We start from the raw sequence: 16,876 nt of genomic DNA, 5'->3' as shown, positions 1-16,876 counted from the left end.
GCTGGGTGCGATCATTCTTCCGATCTCGCGCGCCTATCGTTGTTACATGCCATGCGCCGAAAAAGACAGGTCAAAATTGTCGCAGCACGACCAAAGGACAGGGCGAAAACCAAAGTGTTTCAGTCGGAAAGGATGAGGGAATGACGGATCAAACAAGGCTCGACGAAATCCTGGCGCAGCTTGATGCCGGGCAGGATGCGGCGCTGACGCGGCTGCTTGAATTCCTGCGCATTCCGTCCATCTCGACCGACCCGGCCCATCGCGGCGATGTTCGCGATGCCGCGAAATGGCTGTGCAGTGAACTGGAAAGCCTTGGTTTCGAGGCAAAAATCCATGACACGCCGGGACATCCGATGGTCGTGGCCCACTCGGCCCCCGGCGATGCCCGCCCATTGCTGTTCTATGGCCATTACGACGTGCAGCCGGTCGATCCGCTGGAATTGTGGGACCGCCCGCCATTCGAGCCCGAGATCCAGGAAACCGATGATGGCAAGGTGATCCGCGGCCGCGGCGCCTCGGATGACAAGGGCCAGCTCATGACCTTTGTCGAGGCCTTCCGGGCTTGGAAAGCGGTGCATGGCAGCCTGCCCTCGGACCTGGTCCTGCTGTTCGAGGGCGAAGAGGAATCGGGATCGCCGTCGCTGCAGCCTTTCCTGAGCGAGCATGCCGAGGATCTGCGCGCCTCGCTGGCGATGATCTGCGATACCGGGCTTTATGCCGATGGCCGCCCCGCGATCACGACGCAGCTTCGCGGATTGGTCGGTGAAGAGGTGATCATCCGCGCCGCCGACCGCGACTTGCATTCCGGCAGTTTCGGCGGGCTGGCGGCCAATCCGGTCATGATCCTGGCGCAAGCGCTCGGGGCGCTGAAGGATGGCGACGGGCGGGTGGTGCTGCCCGGTTTCTATGACGGGGTCGAGGACCTGGACGAGGATCTGGCCCGCGACTGGCAGGCGCTCGGTTTCGACGCGGCGGATTTCCTGGGCCGGGTCGGGCTGTCCGAACCCATCGGCGAAAAGGGCTGCACGCCGCTGGAAATGGTCTGGAACCGCCCCACCGCCGAGATCAACGGCATCGCCGGCGGCTATGCGGGCGAAGGCTTCAAGACCGTCCTGCCCGCCGAAGCCCGCGCCAAGGTCAGCTTCCGCCTGACCGGCACGCAGGATCCGCAGAAGATCCGCGACGCCTTCCGCGCCCATATCCGACGTTTCGTGCCTGCCGATTGCCGCGTCGAGTTTCACGAACATGGCGGCGGCCCGGCCAGCGTCATGGATGTCTCCGATCCGGCCTTCGCCGCCGCCAAGCAGGCATTGACCGAGGAATGGGGGCGCGAGGCGGCCTTTATCGGCGCGGGCGGCTCGATCCCGATCGCGGGCGACTTCAAGGAAATCCTCGGCATGGATTCGATGCTGATCGGCTTTGGCCGCGACGATGACCGGATCCATTCGCCGAACGAGAAATACAACGTGGAAAGCTTTGCCAGGGGCGCACGCTCATGGGCCCGGATCCTGGCAAGCCTGCGATAAGCGAAGGCACCGCCCATCGCGCGGCTTTCTTCTTCACGCAAATATCCCGCCGGGGGTTGTCGGGTGGTGCGCCACTGGTTCGAGAACCACCCGGCGACGGGGCGGCGCACGCCCCCGCCATTGCAGGATGCGGGAAAGACGCGCTCGACGATTTGTCTTGACTTATTGCCCGCCAGAGGCCATCTGCCACGGGTCGCCGCCCGTTGCCGCGTGAGCAGCCGCGAGATTTCGCCCAAGGCGCGACAAATCATTCAGTTTCCCATTCACGCGGGGAGGCTTGCGGGCATCCTCGTATCGCGTCCGCATCCCTGTGTTTGCTGCCCCCTTCCCGGGGCGCGGCTCCTGCCCTTGCGTCCGATACGGGGGATGCGGGGGACGAAAGTATCTTGATGGAAAATACAAATTCCCGCCGCCCGTCGCGCGGCGGCAAAGGCAAACCCCGCACCCCCCAGAATCACGCCGCTCCGAACGAGGGCCGCCGCGCCCCTGCGCGCGATCCGCTGCCGACCGGGCCTTTCGCCGAGATGGGCATCGATCCCCGCATCAATGCCAATATCGCGGCCATGGGCCTGACCCGGCCCACGCCGATCCAGGCCGAGGGCATTCCCGCAGTCGTGGAAGGCCGCGATGTGCTGGGACTGGCCCAGACCGGCACCGGCAAGACTGCCGCCTTCGGCCTGCCGATGCTGACCCGGCTGATCAAGTTCGGCAAGAAACCCGATCCCAAGACCTGCCGCGCGCTGATCCTCGCCCCCACCCGCGAACTAGCCACGCAGATCGCCCAGAATATCGACGCCTATGCCGAGGGCACGCCGATCCGCAGTTTCCGTGTCGTCGGCGGCGCCTCGATCAATGTCCAGACCGAGCGGCTCTCGCGCGGGGTCGATGTGCTGATCGCCACGCCGGGCCGCCTGATCGACCTGATCGAGCGGCGCGCGATCTCGCTTGAGGCGACGACCTACCTGGTGCTGGACGAAGCCGACCAGATGCTGGATATCGGCTTTATCCATACGCTGCGCAGGATCGCCAAGATGCTGCCGCCCAAGCGCCAGACATTGCTGTTCTCGGCCACCATGCCCAAGCTGATGTCGGAACTGGCAGACACCTATCTGAGCGATCCGGTCCGCGTCGCCGTGAGCCCTCCGGGCAAGGCTGCGGAAAAGATCGAGCAGGGCGTGCATTTCGTCAGCCAGGGCGACAAGGCCACGCTGCTGGCCGAGTATCTGTCGAAACATCCGGGTGAGATGGCGATGGTCTTCGGCCGCACCAAGCATGGTTCGGACAAGCTGGCCAAGCTGCTGGACAAATGGGGCTTCGCGGTCGCCGCGATCCACGGCAACAAGAGCCAGGGCCAGCGCGAACGCGCCCTGCAGGCCTTCCGCAAGGGAGAGACGCAGGTCCTTGTCGCCACGGATGTCGCGGCGCGCGGGCTGGATATCCCCGAGGTCGCGCATGTCTATAACTACGACCTGCCGAACGTGCCCGAGAACTATGTCCACCGGATCGGCCGCACCGCCCGCGCGGGTCGCGATGGCCGCGCCGTCGCCTTCTGTGCCCCGGCGGAACTGGGGGAACTCAGGGCAATCGAGCGCGCGATGAAATCGCCGATCCCGGTGATCGGCGGCGAGGTGCCCGCAGCGCCTCCTTCGGCCGAGCGCAGTTCGCGCAACCGGGGCCGGCCCGGCGGCAATGGCGGTGCTCACAAACGGCCCTCGCGCCGCCCGTCGCGTCAGCCGAAAGGCCAGCAGGCGAGAGGCTGATTCAGCCTCGCCCCCCGGCCAGTCGCGCGGCCTCGGGCAATTTGCGCAAGCGCAGCATTGCCCAGGCCCCGATGACGGGACCGGGAAGCAGAACGAGGAAAGCCCATCGCCAGCCGCCAAGCGCGGCGGCGATATGGGGCATGATCCAGATGGTCAGCACGGTCAGCGCAAAGCCGATGCTGACCTGCAATGTCAGCGCCGTGCCGATGAAGCGCGGATCGGCAAGCTCGGTGACGGCGGTCGAGAACTGGGCGCTGTCTCCGGCAATCGTGACGCCCCAGATTACCGCGATCAGTGCCAGAAGCCATTCGGGACCGTCGAAGGCAAAGCCGATCAGCAAAGCGCAGGCTCCTGATACCGCCATCATCCCGGCTGTCGTCAGGCAGCGTCCGATGCGATCCGAGAGCAATCCGCCCAGGATACAGCCAGCCGCGCCCGAGGCGACGACGATGAACGCGAAAAGCGAAGGAGAGGCGAAAGGTCCCACCCCACCCTGTTCCGCCACCGTCGCGAAGGTCAGACCATGCCCACATGGCGTAAAGCTCCCACATATGGCCAAAATAGCCAGATTGGCCAGGAGCACGCCGCGGTCGCGAAAGATCGTCAATGCCCGCCTTGGGTCGAATACGGCACGGGCGAACGCATAAGGGCCTTCCCTGATCAGCAGGCCGAAGATCGCCGCCGACAAGACGGCGCCAAGGCTGGCCAGGCTGACGACCAGCCGCCAGTCCAACCCATCGCTGACCGCGCGGAACAGGTGCGGCATCGAGGATCCGAAGGTGAGCGCTCCGATCAACGCCCCCATCGCCAGGCCGCGCCCGCGCCGGAACCAGGTGGCCATCAGCTTCATCGCGGGCGGATATATCCCGGCCAGCGCCATGCCGGTCACGACGCGGGCGATGACCGCGACGGGCCAGCCCGGATCGAATAGCAGAACGGCATTGGCGGATGCCGCAACCAGGGCCGAAATCGCGATCAGCCGTGTCAGCCGCATGAGATCGGGCAGGTTGACCAGCGACGAAATCAGCGCCCCTGACACGAACCCGATCTGCACGCCATTTGTCAGCCAGCCTGCCTGACTCGGGTTCAATAACCAATCCCGGGTCAGTTCGGGCACCACGGCAGTGGCCGAGAACCAGCAGGTCATGGCACCGACCACGCCTGCGCTCAGCAGTGCCAGCGCCCTCCACCGTCCCGAGGCGGCGGCTTCTGCGACCGGCGCGCTCAGTCCTCGTCCTGGGTTTGCTGCGTCATCTCGCGCGGAGGGCGGCCAATGATGTCACGCAACGCGTCAAGCTCGATGAAATTATCGGCCTGGCGGCGCAATTCATCTGCAATCATGGGGGGTTGGGATCGAATCGTAGAAACCACCGAAACCCGCACCCCACGGCGTTGCAGGGCTTCGATCAGCGGGCGGAAATCCCCGTCGCCCGAAAACAGCACGGCATGATCGAGACGCGGCGCCAATTCCATGGCATTGACCGTCAACTCTATATCCATGTTGCCCTTGACCTTGCGGCGCCCCATGCTATCGGTATATTCCTTCGCGGGTTTGGTTACGACGCAATATCCGTTGTAATGGAGCCAATCGACGAGGGGGCGAATGGGGGAATATTCCTCTCCTTCGATGAGTGCCGTGTAATAATAGGCGCGCATCAACTTGCCGCGACGGTCGAACTCTTGACGCAGAAGCTTGTAATCTATGTCGAAACCCAAGGATTTGGCTGCTGCATAAAGATTGGCCCCATCGATGAAAATCGCCAACCTGTCGTCTTTGTAAAACATTCCAATTGCCTTCAATGAGACGTTACTGAGTGAATCGGCGAAAGCTGCCGGCCAGAGAAATGCCCTGGCAAGCGAACCGTCGCGATCCTACGACTTGAGTTTTTCAGCAGGTTCACATGATCCAAAATAAACTCGCACTAATCGCCTTGGGCGCAAACCTGCCCTCTGCCGCTGCTGACGTGGGTGAAACGCTTCGCTCGGCGGCGAGCATTCTGCACGAAAACCAGAATACTACAATAACCACGTTTAGCCGTTTTTGGAGAACTCCCGCAATGCCGGCCGGCTCCGGTCCCGATTATGTGAACGCGGCCCTGACCCTGCGTACGGCATTGCCGGCGCCGGAACTGCTGGCCCTGCTGCATGACATCGAGGCGGATTTCGGCCGGGATCGCGGGACCGGGCGCTGGTCTTCGCGGGTGCTGGATCTCGACCTGATCGGATATGGCGATCTTGTCCTGCCGGACCGGGAAACCCAACAGCACTGGATGGCTCTTCCTCCCGCACGCCAGTTGACCGACACGCCCGAAACCCTGATCCTGCCGCATCCGAGGCTGCAGGATCGCGGCTTTGTCCTGGCTCCCCTGGCCGAAATCGCGGCGGATTGGATCCATCCGCTCACCGGGCAGAGCGTCGCGCAGATGCTGGCCGCTCTCCCGGACAGGGCGACCCGGGGAATGACCCCCTTCGCGATGCGGGAAATGCCGGTATTACCTTGACATTTCCCATGATGATCTCCAGTTATCCTGTTTCGTTCCAGAATTCCGATTCGCAACTCTACAGGTGAAGAATGGCCCGCGTAACGGTCGAAGACTGCGTCGACAAGGTTCCCAATCGTTTTGATCTGGTGATGCTGGCCTCGCATCGCGCGCGAGAGATTGCGGCGGGCAGCGCGCCCACGGTTGATCGCGACAATGACAAGAACCCCGTTGTCTCGCTGCGTGAAATCGCCGACGAGACCCAGCCTGTGGACGATCTGCGCGAGCGGATGATCGAGGCCAGCCAGACCCAGATCGAGGTTGACGAGCCCGAGGAAGACGCGATGGCGTTGCTCCTGGGGGCCGAGGTCGATCGCCCCAAGCCCGCCGACGAGGAATCCGAAGAGCGCATGCTGCGCATGATGCTGGAAGCCAGCCAGCGCAGCTGATCGGTTTTTACGGGGGTCTTCGTCAAGTATGATCGACGTCGAAGACCTCATTGCGCTGATCCGCAATTACAACCCGCGCAGCAACCTGGGGCTGATCCGCGATGCCTATGAATATGGCATGCGGATGCATGAGGGGCAGTTTCGCCAATCGGGCGAGCCTTATTTCACCCATCCCATCGCCGTCGCCGCCATCCTGACCGAGATGCGGCTGGACGATGCGACCATCGCCACCGCCCTGCTCCATGACACGGTTGAGGATACGCGCTCGACCATGCCCGAGGTCGAGGCGATGTTCGGCCACGAGATTGCCGAGCTGGTCGATGGCGTGACCAAGCTGACCAATCTGCAACTCAGTTCGACCCAATCCAAGCAGGCGGAAAATTTCCGCAAGCTTTTCATGGCCATGTCGCGCGATCTTCGGGTGATCCTGGTCAAGCTGGCCGACCGGCTGCACAATATGCGCACGATCCGCTCGATGAAGCCTGAAAAGCAGCTTCAGAAGGCGCGCGAGACGATGGATATCTATGCGCCGCTGGCCGGGCGCATGGGGATGCAATGGATGCGCGAAGAGCTGGAGGATCTGGCCTTCAAGGTCATCAATCCCGAGGCCCGCAACTCGATCATCCGCCGTTTCGTCAGCCTGCAGCGCGAATCCGGCGATGTCATCAGCCAGATCACCGCCGATATCCGCACCGAGCTGGAACGCGAGGGGTTGGAGGCGGATGTCTTCGGGCGCGCGAAAAAGCCCTTTTCGGTCTGGCGCAAGATGCAGGAAAAGCAGCTCGCCTTCTCGCGCCTCTCGGATATCTACGGTTTCCGGATCATCACCCGCAACGAGGGCGATTGCTACCGCGCCCTCGGGCTCATCCATCACCGCTGGCGGGCGGTGCCGGGACGGTTCAAGGACTATATCAGTCAGCCGAAATCGAATGGTTACCGTTCGATCCACACCACGGTTTCGGGCCGCGACGGCAAGCGGGTCGAGGTCCAGATCCGCACCCGCCAGATGCATGAGGTCGCCGAGGCGGGCGTTGCCGCGCATTGGGCCTATCGCGACGGGGTCCGGGCCAAGAACCCTTTCGCCGCCGATCCCGCCGAATGGATCGAGACCCTGACCGATCATTTCCAGGGCGAGGATCACGACGATTTCCTCGAGAATGTCAAACTCGAGATGTATCAGGACCAGGTCTTCTGCTTTTCCCCGAAAGGCGACGTGATCCAGTTGCCGCGCGGCGCGACGCCGATCGATTTCGCCTATGCGATCCATACCAGGCTGGGCCATTCCTGTGTCGGCGCGAAGGTCGATGGCATCCGCGTGCCGCTCTGGACGCGGCTCAAGAACGGACAATCGGTCGAGATCATCGCCGCCTCGGGGCAGCGTCCGCAGGCGACATGGCTGGACGTGGTGGTGACGGGCCGCGCCAAGGCCGCCATCCGGCGCTCGCTGCGGCAGGAGGATCGCGACCGTTTCATGCGCTTGGGGCGCGAATTGGTGCGGGTCAGCTTCGAGCATGTCGGCCGCAAGCCCACCGACAAGGCATTGCTGATCGCGGCCAAGCAGATGGGGCTGGACAATGCCGAAGAGCTTCTGGCCCGGATCGGCAGCGCCGAGAACTCCGCCAAGGAGGTGCTCGAGGTTCTCTATCCCGATCTTGCCGACACTTCGGACGAGCTGGACGGGCGCCGCCCCATCGCGGGACTGGACGCCGATCAGAATTTCACCCGCGCCCCCTGTTGCAGCCCCCTGCCCGGCGAACGGATCGTCGGGATCACCTATCGGGGCCGCGGGGTGGTGATCCACGCGATTGACTGCCCGGTGCTTGCCGAGTTCGAGGACAACCTGGACCGTTGGGTCGATCTGCGCTGGCGCGAGGGGCGCCATCCGCCCGCCTATTCGACCATGCTGCACCTGACCATCCGACATGATGCCGGCATCCTTGGCCGCATCTGCACCTTGATCGGGCAGCATGGAGCGAATATCTCGGATCTCGAGTTCCTCGACCGCAAGCCGGATTTCTACCGCATCGCGATCGAGGTCGAGTTGCGTCACTACGAGCATCTGCACGCGCTGCTGACCGCATTGGAGGCCGAGAGCGACGTGGCCCAGGTGGCTCGTATCCGCGACCCGGCGCTGAAACCGTAAGATATCCGTCACGGTTTCCCTATAAGGCGGGGCGAGGCAGAGACGAAGGCAGGGATCGGAAGGCAAGGTGTTCAAACGCCGCAAACCGCGCAGTTACGGCCAGATGGCCAGCGACATGTTCTATCCTCGCGGCGGCTGGCGCCGGGCGGGGACCTATGTGCTGCACCGCCTGCGCCGCCTGCCCGATCATCCCCATCGCATCGGGCGCGGGGTGGCGGCGGGCGTCTTCGTGTCCTTCACGCCGCTTTTCGGCCTGCATTTCGCAAGCGCGGCAGCGATCGCATGGCTGATCGGCGGCAATATCCTTGCCGCGCTTCTCGCGACCTTCATCGGCAACCCGCTCACCTTCCCCTTCATCGCGGTCCTGTCCGTCAGCCTCGGCCGCCAGATCCTGGGGCTTGGCGGCCACCTGTCGCCGCAGCTCATCTTCGGGGAATTCGCCCAGGCCAGCGCCGAGCTCTGGCATAATATCCGGTCCCTCTTCGGCCCGGCGGAGGTCCATTGGCAATATCTGGGCAATTTTCTTTACCAGGTCTATTGGCCCTATGTCGTCGGCGGGGTCCTCATCGGGCTTGCCGTGAGCATCGCCGCGCATTACCTGACCGTTCCGGTGATCCGCGCCTATCACCGCGCCGGGAAAAGAAGATGGCCGAACGGATCGCGCGCGTGCGGGCCAACAGCCTTGCGCAGGGCATGGCCGTCACCGGGAGCAATGAAAAGGGGGGCGCTGCCCCCCGTCCTGCGGACTCCCCCCGGGATATTGGCGTGAAGAAGAACGGGGCTCAGTAACCTTTCTCGCGATCCACGAGATTCAGGATCGGGCGCCCGGACATGGCGCGGCGCAAATTCTCGGCCACCACGAGGGAAGCGGTCTCGGGGCGGGTGTCGGCGGCGATATGTGGCGTGACGGTGATCCGGGGATGGCTCCAGAAGGGATGATCGGCAGGCAGAGGCTCGGTCCGGAACACATCCAGCACGGCATGTCCCAGATGCCCGGCATCGAGCGATCCGATCAATGCGTCGTCATCGAGCAGGGTTCCCCTGCCGGGATTGATGAGCCAAGCGCCTTTCGGCAGGCGGGCAAGCCGGTCGGCATCCATCAGACCGCGCGTCGCCGCCGTGTCGGGCAACAGGGTCACGAGGATTTCGGCCCGCTCCAGGGCCCGGTCCAGATCAGTGGCGCCGAGGGTCTCGATCCCCTCGACCGGTCTTCCCGACGCGCTCCAGCCAGTCACGGAAAAGCCAATCCCAGAAAGCATCCCGGCGGTGGCGCGGCCAAGCTCTCCCATGCCCAGGATGGTTACGTGGCGCTCCGGTGCCAGGGGCGGGATCTGGCCATTGCGCCAGGTTCCGTCCTGCGCATAGCGGTCCATCTCCAGATGCCCGCGCATCGTCCAGCCGGTGCAATATTCCGCCATGCCCCGCGCCAGCCCCGGATCGACCATGCGCGCCAGGGGCTGTGTCAGAGTGGGATTGCCGACGATGCGCTCGACCCCGGCCCAGAGGCTCTGGACAAGGCGGGCGTTGCGATAGGGGGACAGGTCCTCGATCTCGCCGCCCGGCGCATAGATGATCGCATCGAATCCGGCCGGATCGCCGTCGCGCGACAATCGCATCTCGGGGCAGGCCGCGACAAGGGGTTCCGACCATTCCTCCCACATGGATGCGGGCGCGGCGAACAGGACTTGCATCTGCTTACCTCGGTCTGTGGACATGCGCGGACTGGACCATGCCGAATCCCATCATCAGGATCATCATAGCGGTCCCGCCATAGCTGACCAGAGGCAGGGGCGAGCCGACCACCGGCAGCATGCCCATGACCATGCCCATGTTGATCGCGAAATAGACGAAGAAGGTACCGCCGATGCCGATGGTCAGCAGCGAACCGAAACGGTCGCGATTGCCAAGCGCCGAGAACAGGCAGAAGCCGATGATCAGCGTATAGAGCACCAGCAGCGAACCGGCCCCGATGAAACCGAATTCCTCGGCCAGAACGGTGAAGATGAAATCCGTGTGTTTCTCGGGCAGGAAGTTCAGCCGCGATTGCGTGCCCTGCATGAAGCCCCTGCCCGACCAGCCACCCGAGCCCAGGGCGATCTGCGCCTGCGTGATATTGTAGCCCGCCCCAAGGGGATCGACGGAAGGATCCAGGAAGGTATCGATCCGCCGGAACTGGTAATCCTTGAGCAACTGCCACTCGGTGCCGCGGCTTTCCAGCACCGTCGTGACAAGCGCTACCGCCAGCAGGATCACGGCACCGAAATACCACAGCGACACCCCGGCCGCGAACATCACGATCGCCCCTCCGGCAATCAGCATGATCGAGGTTCCGAGATCGGGCTGCATCAGAACCAGCCCGGTCGGGGTCAGGATCAGGATCACCGGGATCAGGACCCAGAGCGGATGCGAGATCCTCCTGGGATCGAGCCAGTCGTAATAGGCCGCCAGTACCAGCACGAGGGCGATCTTCATCAATTCCGAGGGCTGGATCTGGACCGGGCCGATATCGATCCAGCGCTGTGCCCCCATGCCGACATCGCCGATCAGCTCGACCGCGACCAGCAGCAGCAGGCACAGCACATAGCTGAATGCCGACACCCCGCGCCAGAACCACATCGGCACGAATGCAAGCGAGATCATCGCGATCAGCCCGATGATGAAGCGATACATCTGCGGCTCGGCCCATGCCTCGGCATTCCCGCCAGCCACCGAATACAGCATGACGAAGCCGTAGCAGGCGACAGCCGATAGCAGAAAGACCAGCGGCCAGTTCAGATACAGGATCTTCCGCCAGCCGGTGGGTGTCTGCGCGACCTGGTAATCGAGATAAGCCATGCTCTTCGCCTCTCAGGCCTGGGACCGGCCGGGCTTGGGTGGCTCCGGGGTATAAAGCTGCATCGCGTTGTGGCGGGCCTCCATCTCGGCGCGTTGCTCCTCGGGCACGGCAGTCAGGGGCGGCAGCCCGCCCGCCAGCGCATAAAGCAGGATGTCGCGGGCAATCGGCGCGGCGACCTTCGAGCCGCCGCCGCCATGCTCGACCACGACCGATACGGCGTAGCGGGGCGCCTCGTAAGGCGCGAAACAGACGAAGAGCGCGTGGTCGCGGCGCTCCCATGGAAGCTGCTCGTTCGAGACGACGCCGCGGGCGCGTTCGGCCGCGGTGATGTTGCGCACCTGGCTTGTGCCGGTCTTGCCCGCCATGCGCCATTCCTCGGCAATGATACGCGCGCCGCGGGCGGTGCCGCGCGCGGAATTCATGACCGCGTCCATCCCCGCCCGGACCTGCTGCAGGTTCCGGGGGTTGAAACCCAGATCCGGAAACTCCGCGCCGGTTTGCGGCACGCCATCGATGGCGCGCACCAGCCGCGGCTCGATCACCCGGCCCGAGGCGACCCGCGCGGTCATCACCGCAAGCTGCATCGGCGATGCGAGGACGAATCCCTGCCCGATCGAAGCGTTCAGGCTGTCGCCGATCTGCCATGGCTGATCATATCTTTCGCGTTTCCAGGCGCGGTCGGGCGCGATGCCCTGGGCGACCGCCGACATCGGCAATTCGTGGCGCACGCCGATCCCCAGCTTGCGCGCCATCTCCGCGATACGGTCGATCCCGACACGCTGCGCCAGTTCGTAATAATAGACGTCGCAACTCTGTTCGAGACTGTGCAGCGCATCCATATGGCCATGACCGCCCCGCCGCCAGCAATGAAAGCGCCGGCCACCCACCTCGACATAGCCGGGGCAGAAGAAGCTGGAACCGCCATTGACGACCCCCGCTTCGAGACCGGCCATCAAGGTAACCAGCTTGAAGGTCGAACCGGGCGGGTAAACCCCCTGGACCGTCTTGTCGGCCAGTGGCCGGTGATCATGCTCCATCAGCGACCGGTAATCGGTGCTGGAAATGCCGCGCACGAATTTGTTCGGATCGAAACTGGGTGTCGAACAGGAGCAGAGCACCTCCCCGGTCTGGACATCCAGCACGACGGCGGCGGCGCTTTCCACGCCCATCCGCTGCGCGGCGTAGTTCTGCAGCCCCGCATCGATGGTCAGTTGCACCGTGGCGCCCTGCTGCCCCTCTTTCCGGCTGAGTTCGCGCATCTCGCGTCCGGCGCTGTTGACCTCGACCCGCCGCTGACCGGCCGTGCCGCGCAGCTCGGCTTCCATCTTGGCTTCGACGCCGACCTTGCCAAGCTGGAATTCCGGCAGCATCAGGACCGGGTCGGGATTCTCGATCTTGGACAGGTCGTAATCCGAAACCGGCCCGACATAGCCAAGCACATGCGCCAGATCGAAGCTTCGCGGATAGACCCGCGAAAGCCCCGATTCCGGGGTTACGCCGGGCAAGGCGGGCGCGTTGACCGCGATCGAGCTGAACTGTTCCCAGCTCAGCCTGTCGGCAAGCACGATGGGGGTGATCGCGCTGCGCCTGGAAAACTCCGCCAGCAATTCTTCCATGCGCGCATCATTGATCGGGATCAGCCGCGACAGGCGGCGCAGCACCGATTCGACGTCACCGCCCGCCTCTTCACGGGTCAGGGTAACGCGGTAATTCTGTTCGTTTCCCGCGATCAATGCGCCCTTGCGGTCATGGATCAGCCCACGGGCCGGAGGCAGAAGGCGGATCTTGATCGAATTGCCATCCGACAGCATCCGGTACTGGTCGGCCTGCTCAAGCTGCATCGAACGCAGCCGCAGCCCCAGGGTCATCGCCACGCCCAACTGGATACCGCCAAGCATCAGCCCCCGCCGTCCCAACCGGCGGCTGCTCTCCTGGATGTCACGCGGCGATTTTCTCATCGGCTGTATCTCATCATCTCGGCCTCCGCCGCGCTGACACGGCGCAACCCGATCAGCCAGCGCGCGGCCAGAACCACCAGCGGATAGAAGCCAACCGTCGAGATATATTGCAAGGCCACGTTCCCAAGCGCCGGAACGGGCAGCAGGAAGACGATCTGCACCACGCGATAGCCCAGCATCATTGCCCCCATCAGGATCGAGACCCGAAACCATTCAACCATAAACGGCTGATCGCGCCAACGGCCCTCGCGGCTACGTGCGAACTCGCTGGCAATCAATACACAGACCGTCCAGAGTCCCGGCGGGCGAAGCAGCAGGATATCCTCCAGCAGGAACAAGGCGGCGATCACCGGGGCGGCAAGCTGATCGGGTCTGCGCAACATCCAGGCAAGCAGGAGGCAAAGCGCCAGATCCGGGCCGGGCCGGCTGATATTTCCGGTCGAAAGAGGCAGCAAGCGCCCGAACAGGATCGCGACCTGGCACAAGACGAAAATGCCCGTGCCGATAAGGACCTGTCTTGGCATGTTCCCGATCACCGCGATGGTCCGTCGACAAGGTCCCCGGTCCCGAGACCGCCTTCAAGCAGGCTTTCGGGCATCAGCGGGCCGATCAGATCGGGTTCTTCCGTCCCGGGCGCGATCAGCGCTCCGGCATCGGTCAATTGCTCTGCCGGGTGCGAACGCATCACGCGCAGGAATTCCAGCCTGCCGTAATCCGCCGCCAGCCGCAGCCTGGTGCGGCCATCCGCACCCTGGGCGACATGCCCGACAAGCAGGCCGGACGGGAAGACACCGCCATCGCCAGAGGTCACGGCACGGTCCCCGGCGCGCACATTGTCGGGATTCTCGATGAAATCCAGCAGGGGATAGGGGCTGTTATCGCCGGTCAGCAGGGCACGGATGCCCGAGGGCTGGATGGTGACGGGGATGCGTGACGAGGGATCGGTCAGCAGGACGACACGGCTGGTCCGTTCCCCCACGCCCGAGATACGCCCCACCAGCCCCAGCCCGTCCATCGTCGCCCAGCCATCGACGATGCCATCGCGCGAGCCGACATTCAGCAATACCGATTGGCGAAAGGCCGAGCCCGAATCCACCATGACCACGCCGGTCACGCTGGTCAGTTCCGGATCGATGCGAACCTCGTTCAGGGCCGAGAGCTTGGAGTTTTCCTCCTGCAGCCGGACAGCCGCTTCCTTCCATTCCGCGGCCTTGCGCAATTCGCGGCGAAGTTCCTGGTTCTGTTCGTATAGCCTGGCGTAGGACTGGAACCCGGCAATCATCTCGCTGATCTGCGTGACCGGCGCCATGGCCCATTCGAAACTGGGCACGACCCGGTCGATCACCGCCGTGCGCATCTTTTCGGCCCGCGGGCTGTCGATCCGCCAGAACAGGAACAGCCCGACCAGCGCAATCGCCATAAGCCCGATCAGGACTCGGCGGATCGGCGTGGCGAAATCTGGTCCCTTGCGCGCCATTCAGCGCCTCCGCGCGGTTGGTCTCAGCTTTCGTAATCTATCACATGACGGAGCTGTTTCTCGTATTCCAGCGCCTTGCCCGTGCCGAGCGCCACGCAGCTCATCGGCTGGTCGGCAAGGCTGATCGACAGGCCGGTCTGTTCGCGCAGCGCGAGATCCAGCTCGCCCAGCATGGCGCCGCCGCCGGTCAGGATCACGCCGCGATCGACGATATCGGCGGCCAGGTCCGGGGGCGTCGCCTCCAGCGCGACCATCACCGCCTCGCAGATCGCCTGCATCGGCTCGGTCAGCGCCTCGGCGATCATCGCCTGAGAGATCTCGATCTCCTTGGGAATGCCGTTCAACAAATCGCGACCACGCACCATCAGCGTCGCCCCGCGCCCGTCATCGGGCATCCTCGCGGTGCCGATGGAGGTCTTGATCCGCTCGGCCGTCGAATCACCGATCAGCAGGTTCTGGTTGCGGCGCAGGTAGTTGATGATCGCCTCGTCCATCCGGTCGCCGCCAATCCGGACCGAGCGCGCATAGACCACATCGCCCAGGGACAGCACCGCCACCTCGGTCGTGCCGCCGCCGATATCGACGACCATGCTGCCGGTCGGCTCGGTGATCGGCATGCCCGCACCGATGGCCGCCGCGATGGGCTCGGCGATCAGCCCGGCCTTGCGCGCGCCTGCCGACAGGACCGATTGCCGGATCGCCCGCTTTTCCACCGGGGTCGCGCCATGCGGCACGCAGACGATGATCTTGGGCTTCGAGAAGGTGGTGCGCTTGAACACCTTCTTGATGAAATGCTTGATCATCTGCTCGGCGCTGTCGAAATCGGCGATGACTCCCTCGCGCATCGGCCGGATCGCCTCGATGCTGCCAGGCGTGCGGCCCAGCATCAGTTTCGCATCCTCGCCCACGGCCAGCACCTGCCGCTTGCCGTCCTTGACGTGATAGGACACGACCGAAGGCTCGTTCAGGATGATCCCCTTGCCCTTGACATAGATCAGCGTATTCGCCGTCCCAAGGTCGATTGCGATATCGGTCGAAAACAATCCCCCGAATGCCATTCCTGTATTCCTTTCGCGCCGGTTGGTCCCGGCCCTGCCCCATTTTGCCGTCTCTTGAGCGCCTGTCCCTGCGGAATCGCTTCGTAAGAAAAGGCGTTGCCCCATATAGAAGGCTAACACCGTTGACGAAAGCCCCAGTTACATGTCTTCGCAGGCATCGGCCAGTAAACTGAACCATATCCTGCGCCGCCAAGTGACGAGACGCAATCAGCATGAAAATGATCAAGAAATGGTTAATTTCTGAAACCATATCGACCGGGTCCGCCCGCGAGGGTATTGCATCGCCCGAAACCACGGGGTTGTCGAGGAAGCTATTGCATGAGTAACAGAATCGTCGGGTTCTGCCGTTTCGCCTTTCTGGGACGGGGCGATTGGATGGGCATGCAGCGCCCCGACGCGACCGATGCCGGGATGCTGGCCGGGCGTGCGAGGATGCTGTTCGATCCGAAGCGGCTTCGGCAGCGGCTCTTCACGCTGGAACATATCACCCTCGCATCGATCGCGGGTCAGACCGACCAGGATTTCGATTTCGTCATCCTGACCTCGGACAGCCTTCCCGACGAATGGAAACACCGGCTGGCTCAGCTTTGCGACAAGGTTCCGCAGGCTCGGCTGATGGTTTCGGACGAAACGGACACGAATCGGGCGCTCGCGCCCTTGCTGGACGATCTCAGCCGGACCCATGGGGCCCCTGCGCTGCAATTCCGGCTGGATGACGACGACGCGGTGGGCCGGCGCTATATAGAGAAGCTGCGTTCGCATGGCAGGATGCTGGCGGAACTGCCACGGGTGGCGATCGGCTTTCCGCGCGGTCTGAGCGTCATCACCTACGAGGGCGCAGCGCCGAGTTTCTGGCAGACCCATCGCGGCTTCACCGGAGCAGGCGCCGCGGCGAGACTGCAACTGGGCAGCAAATCGATCTTCGCGCTGAACCATTTCAGCCTGCCGCAGCGCATGCCGGCCTTCACCGACCTGTCGATCATGGGGCATCTGGTCCTGCGATGGGACAGCGGCGACACGGCGACAGATGGCATACCCGAGATCCCCTGGGGCTATGAACAGGTCGAGGAGACGCAGTTCAGGCACGACCTGAAGCAGCATTTCCCCTTCCTGTCCGAATTCGACTGGTCACGGCTGCGCCGGTCCGAAAGCTAGAAGGCCGGAACCCGGTCATGCGGGTTCCGGCCGA

The 16,876-nt window shown here is 63.9% G+C and carries 15 protein-coding genes; 7 read left to right on the top strand and 8 right to left on the bottom strand.

Features of this window, described 5'->3' with window-relative positions; translation table 11 throughout:
- Positions 1 to 140 precede the first annotated feature (140 nt).
- Positions 141 to 1,526, top strand: a complete 1,386-nt coding sequence (locus A7A09_RS03875; protein ID WP_106690166.1) for a dipeptidase — start codon at positions 141 to 143, stop codon at positions 1,524 to 1,526.
- Between the two features lie 389 nt (positions 1,527 to 1,915).
- Complete coding sequence (locus tag A7A09_RS03870) at positions 1,916 to 3,286, top strand: DEAD/DEAH box helicase (protein WP_106690165.1); 1,371 nt, start codon at positions 1,916 to 1,918, stop codon at positions 3,284 to 3,286.
- 1 nt (position 3,287) lies between these two features.
- Here A7A09_RS03870 and A7A09_RS03865 read toward each other — a convergent pair whose 3' ends face one another.
- Both A7A09_RS03865 and A7A09_RS03860 read right to left on the bottom strand, forming a co-directional pair.
- A complete protein-coding gene (locus A7A09_RS03865) occupies positions 3,288 to 4,445 on the bottom strand; it encodes an MFS transporter (RefSeq protein ID WP_281277374.1) in 1,158 nt (385 codons plus the stop codon).
- A 65-nt stretch (positions 4,446 to 4,510) separates the two neighbouring features.
- Positions 4,511 to 5,071 carry a LabA-like NYN domain-containing protein gene (locus tag A7A09_RS03860; RefSeq protein WP_106690163.1) on the bottom strand — a complete coding sequence of 187 codons (561 nt, stop codon included), beginning with the start codon at positions 5,069 to 5,071 and terminating at the stop codon, positions 4,511 to 4,513.
- A 116-nt stretch (positions 5,072 to 5,187) separates the two neighbouring features.
- Here A7A09_RS03860 and folK point away from each other — a divergent pair, with 116 nt between their 5' ends.
- From folK to A7A09_RS03840, 4 genes are all read left to right on the top strand, one after another.
- Positions 5,188 to 5,787: a 2-amino-4-hydroxy-6-hydroxymethyldihydropteridine diphosphokinase gene (folK, locus tag A7A09_RS03855; RefSeq protein ID WP_106690162.1), complete on the top strand. Its 600-nt coding sequence runs from the start codon at positions 5,188 to 5,190 to the stop codon at positions 5,785 to 5,787.
- 71 nt (positions 5,788 to 5,858) lie between these two features.
- The gene (gene rpoZ, locus A7A09_RS03850) at positions 5,859 to 6,215 is read left to right on the top strand and encodes a DNA-directed RNA polymerase subunit omega (RefSeq protein WP_076523109.1); all 357 of its coding nucleotides are present in this window, start codon (positions 5,859 to 5,861) and stop codon (positions 6,213 to 6,215) included.
- A 28-nt stretch (positions 6,216 to 6,243) separates the two neighbouring features.
- The gene (locus A7A09_RS03845) at positions 6,244 to 8,358 is read left to right on the top strand and encodes a RelA/SpoT family protein (RefSeq protein WP_106690161.1); all 2,115 of its coding nucleotides are present in this window, start codon (positions 6,244 to 6,246) and stop codon (positions 8,356 to 8,358) included.
- A 67-nt stretch (positions 8,359 to 8,425) separates the two neighbouring features.
- Complete coding sequence (locus A7A09_RS03840; RefSeq protein ID WP_245999124.1) at positions 8,426 to 9,127, top strand: DUF2062 domain-containing protein; 702 nt, start codon at positions 8,426 to 8,428, stop codon at positions 9,125 to 9,127.
- A 13-nt stretch (positions 9,128 to 9,140) separates the two neighbouring features.
- Here A7A09_RS03840 and A7A09_RS03835 read toward each other — a convergent pair whose 3' ends face one another.
- The 6 genes from A7A09_RS03835 to A7A09_RS03810 are packed head-to-tail and all read right to left on the bottom strand — an operon-like array spanning position 9,141 to position 15,687.
- Positions 9,141 to 10,049, bottom strand: coding sequence for a 2-hydroxyacid dehydrogenase (locus A7A09_RS03835; protein ID WP_106690160.1), 909 nt, complete (start codon positions 10,047 to 10,049; stop codon positions 9,141 to 9,143).
- A gap of 4 nt (positions 10,050 to 10,053) precedes the next feature.
- Positions 10,054 to 11,193 (bottom strand): rod shape-determining protein RodA, encoded by a 1,140-nt coding sequence (rodA, locus tag A7A09_RS03830; protein ID WP_106690159.1) that lies wholly within the window; start codon positions 11,191 to 11,193, stop codon positions 10,054 to 10,056.
- A 12-nt stretch (positions 11,194 to 11,205) separates the two neighbouring features.
- A complete protein-coding gene (mrdA, locus tag A7A09_RS03825; protein WP_106690158.1) occupies positions 11,206 to 13,152 on the bottom strand; it encodes a penicillin-binding protein 2 in 1,947 nt (648 codons plus the stop codon).
- Entirely contained in the window at positions 13,149 to 13,676 is a 528-nt protein-coding gene (locus A7A09_RS03820) for a rod shape-determining protein MreD (protein WP_106690433.1), read from the bottom strand. The genes mrdA and A7A09_RS03820 overlap by 4 nt, the downstream gene beginning before the upstream one ends.
- Positions 13,677 to 13,684: 8 nt before the next feature.
- Positions 13,685 to 14,629, bottom strand: a complete 945-nt coding sequence (mreC, locus tag A7A09_RS03815) for a rod shape-determining protein MreC (RefSeq protein WP_106690157.1) — start codon at positions 14,627 to 14,629, stop codon at positions 13,685 to 13,687.
- 23 nt (positions 14,630 to 14,652) lie between these two features.
- Complete coding sequence (locus tag A7A09_RS03810) at positions 14,653 to 15,687, bottom strand: rod shape-determining protein (protein ID WP_076523121.1); 1,035 nt, start codon at positions 15,685 to 15,687, stop codon at positions 14,653 to 14,655.
- 318 nt (positions 15,688 to 16,005) lie between these two features.
- Between A7A09_RS03810 and A7A09_RS03805 the strand changes: the two genes are divergently transcribed.
- Positions 16,006 to 16,842: a glycosyltransferase gene (locus A7A09_RS03805; protein WP_106690156.1), complete on the top strand. Its 837-nt coding sequence runs from the start codon at positions 16,006 to 16,008 to the stop codon at positions 16,840 to 16,842.
- The last annotated feature ends 34 nt before the right edge of the window (positions 16,843 to 16,876 follow it).

This window comes from Paracoccus methylarcula (assembly GCF_003007735.2).
In the GTDB taxonomy this organism is placed as follows: domain Bacteria; phylum Pseudomonadota; class Alphaproteobacteria; order Rhodobacterales; family Rhodobacteraceae; genus Paracoccus; species Paracoccus methylarcula.
This window is presented reverse-complemented; position numbering and strand designations above follow the sequence as displayed.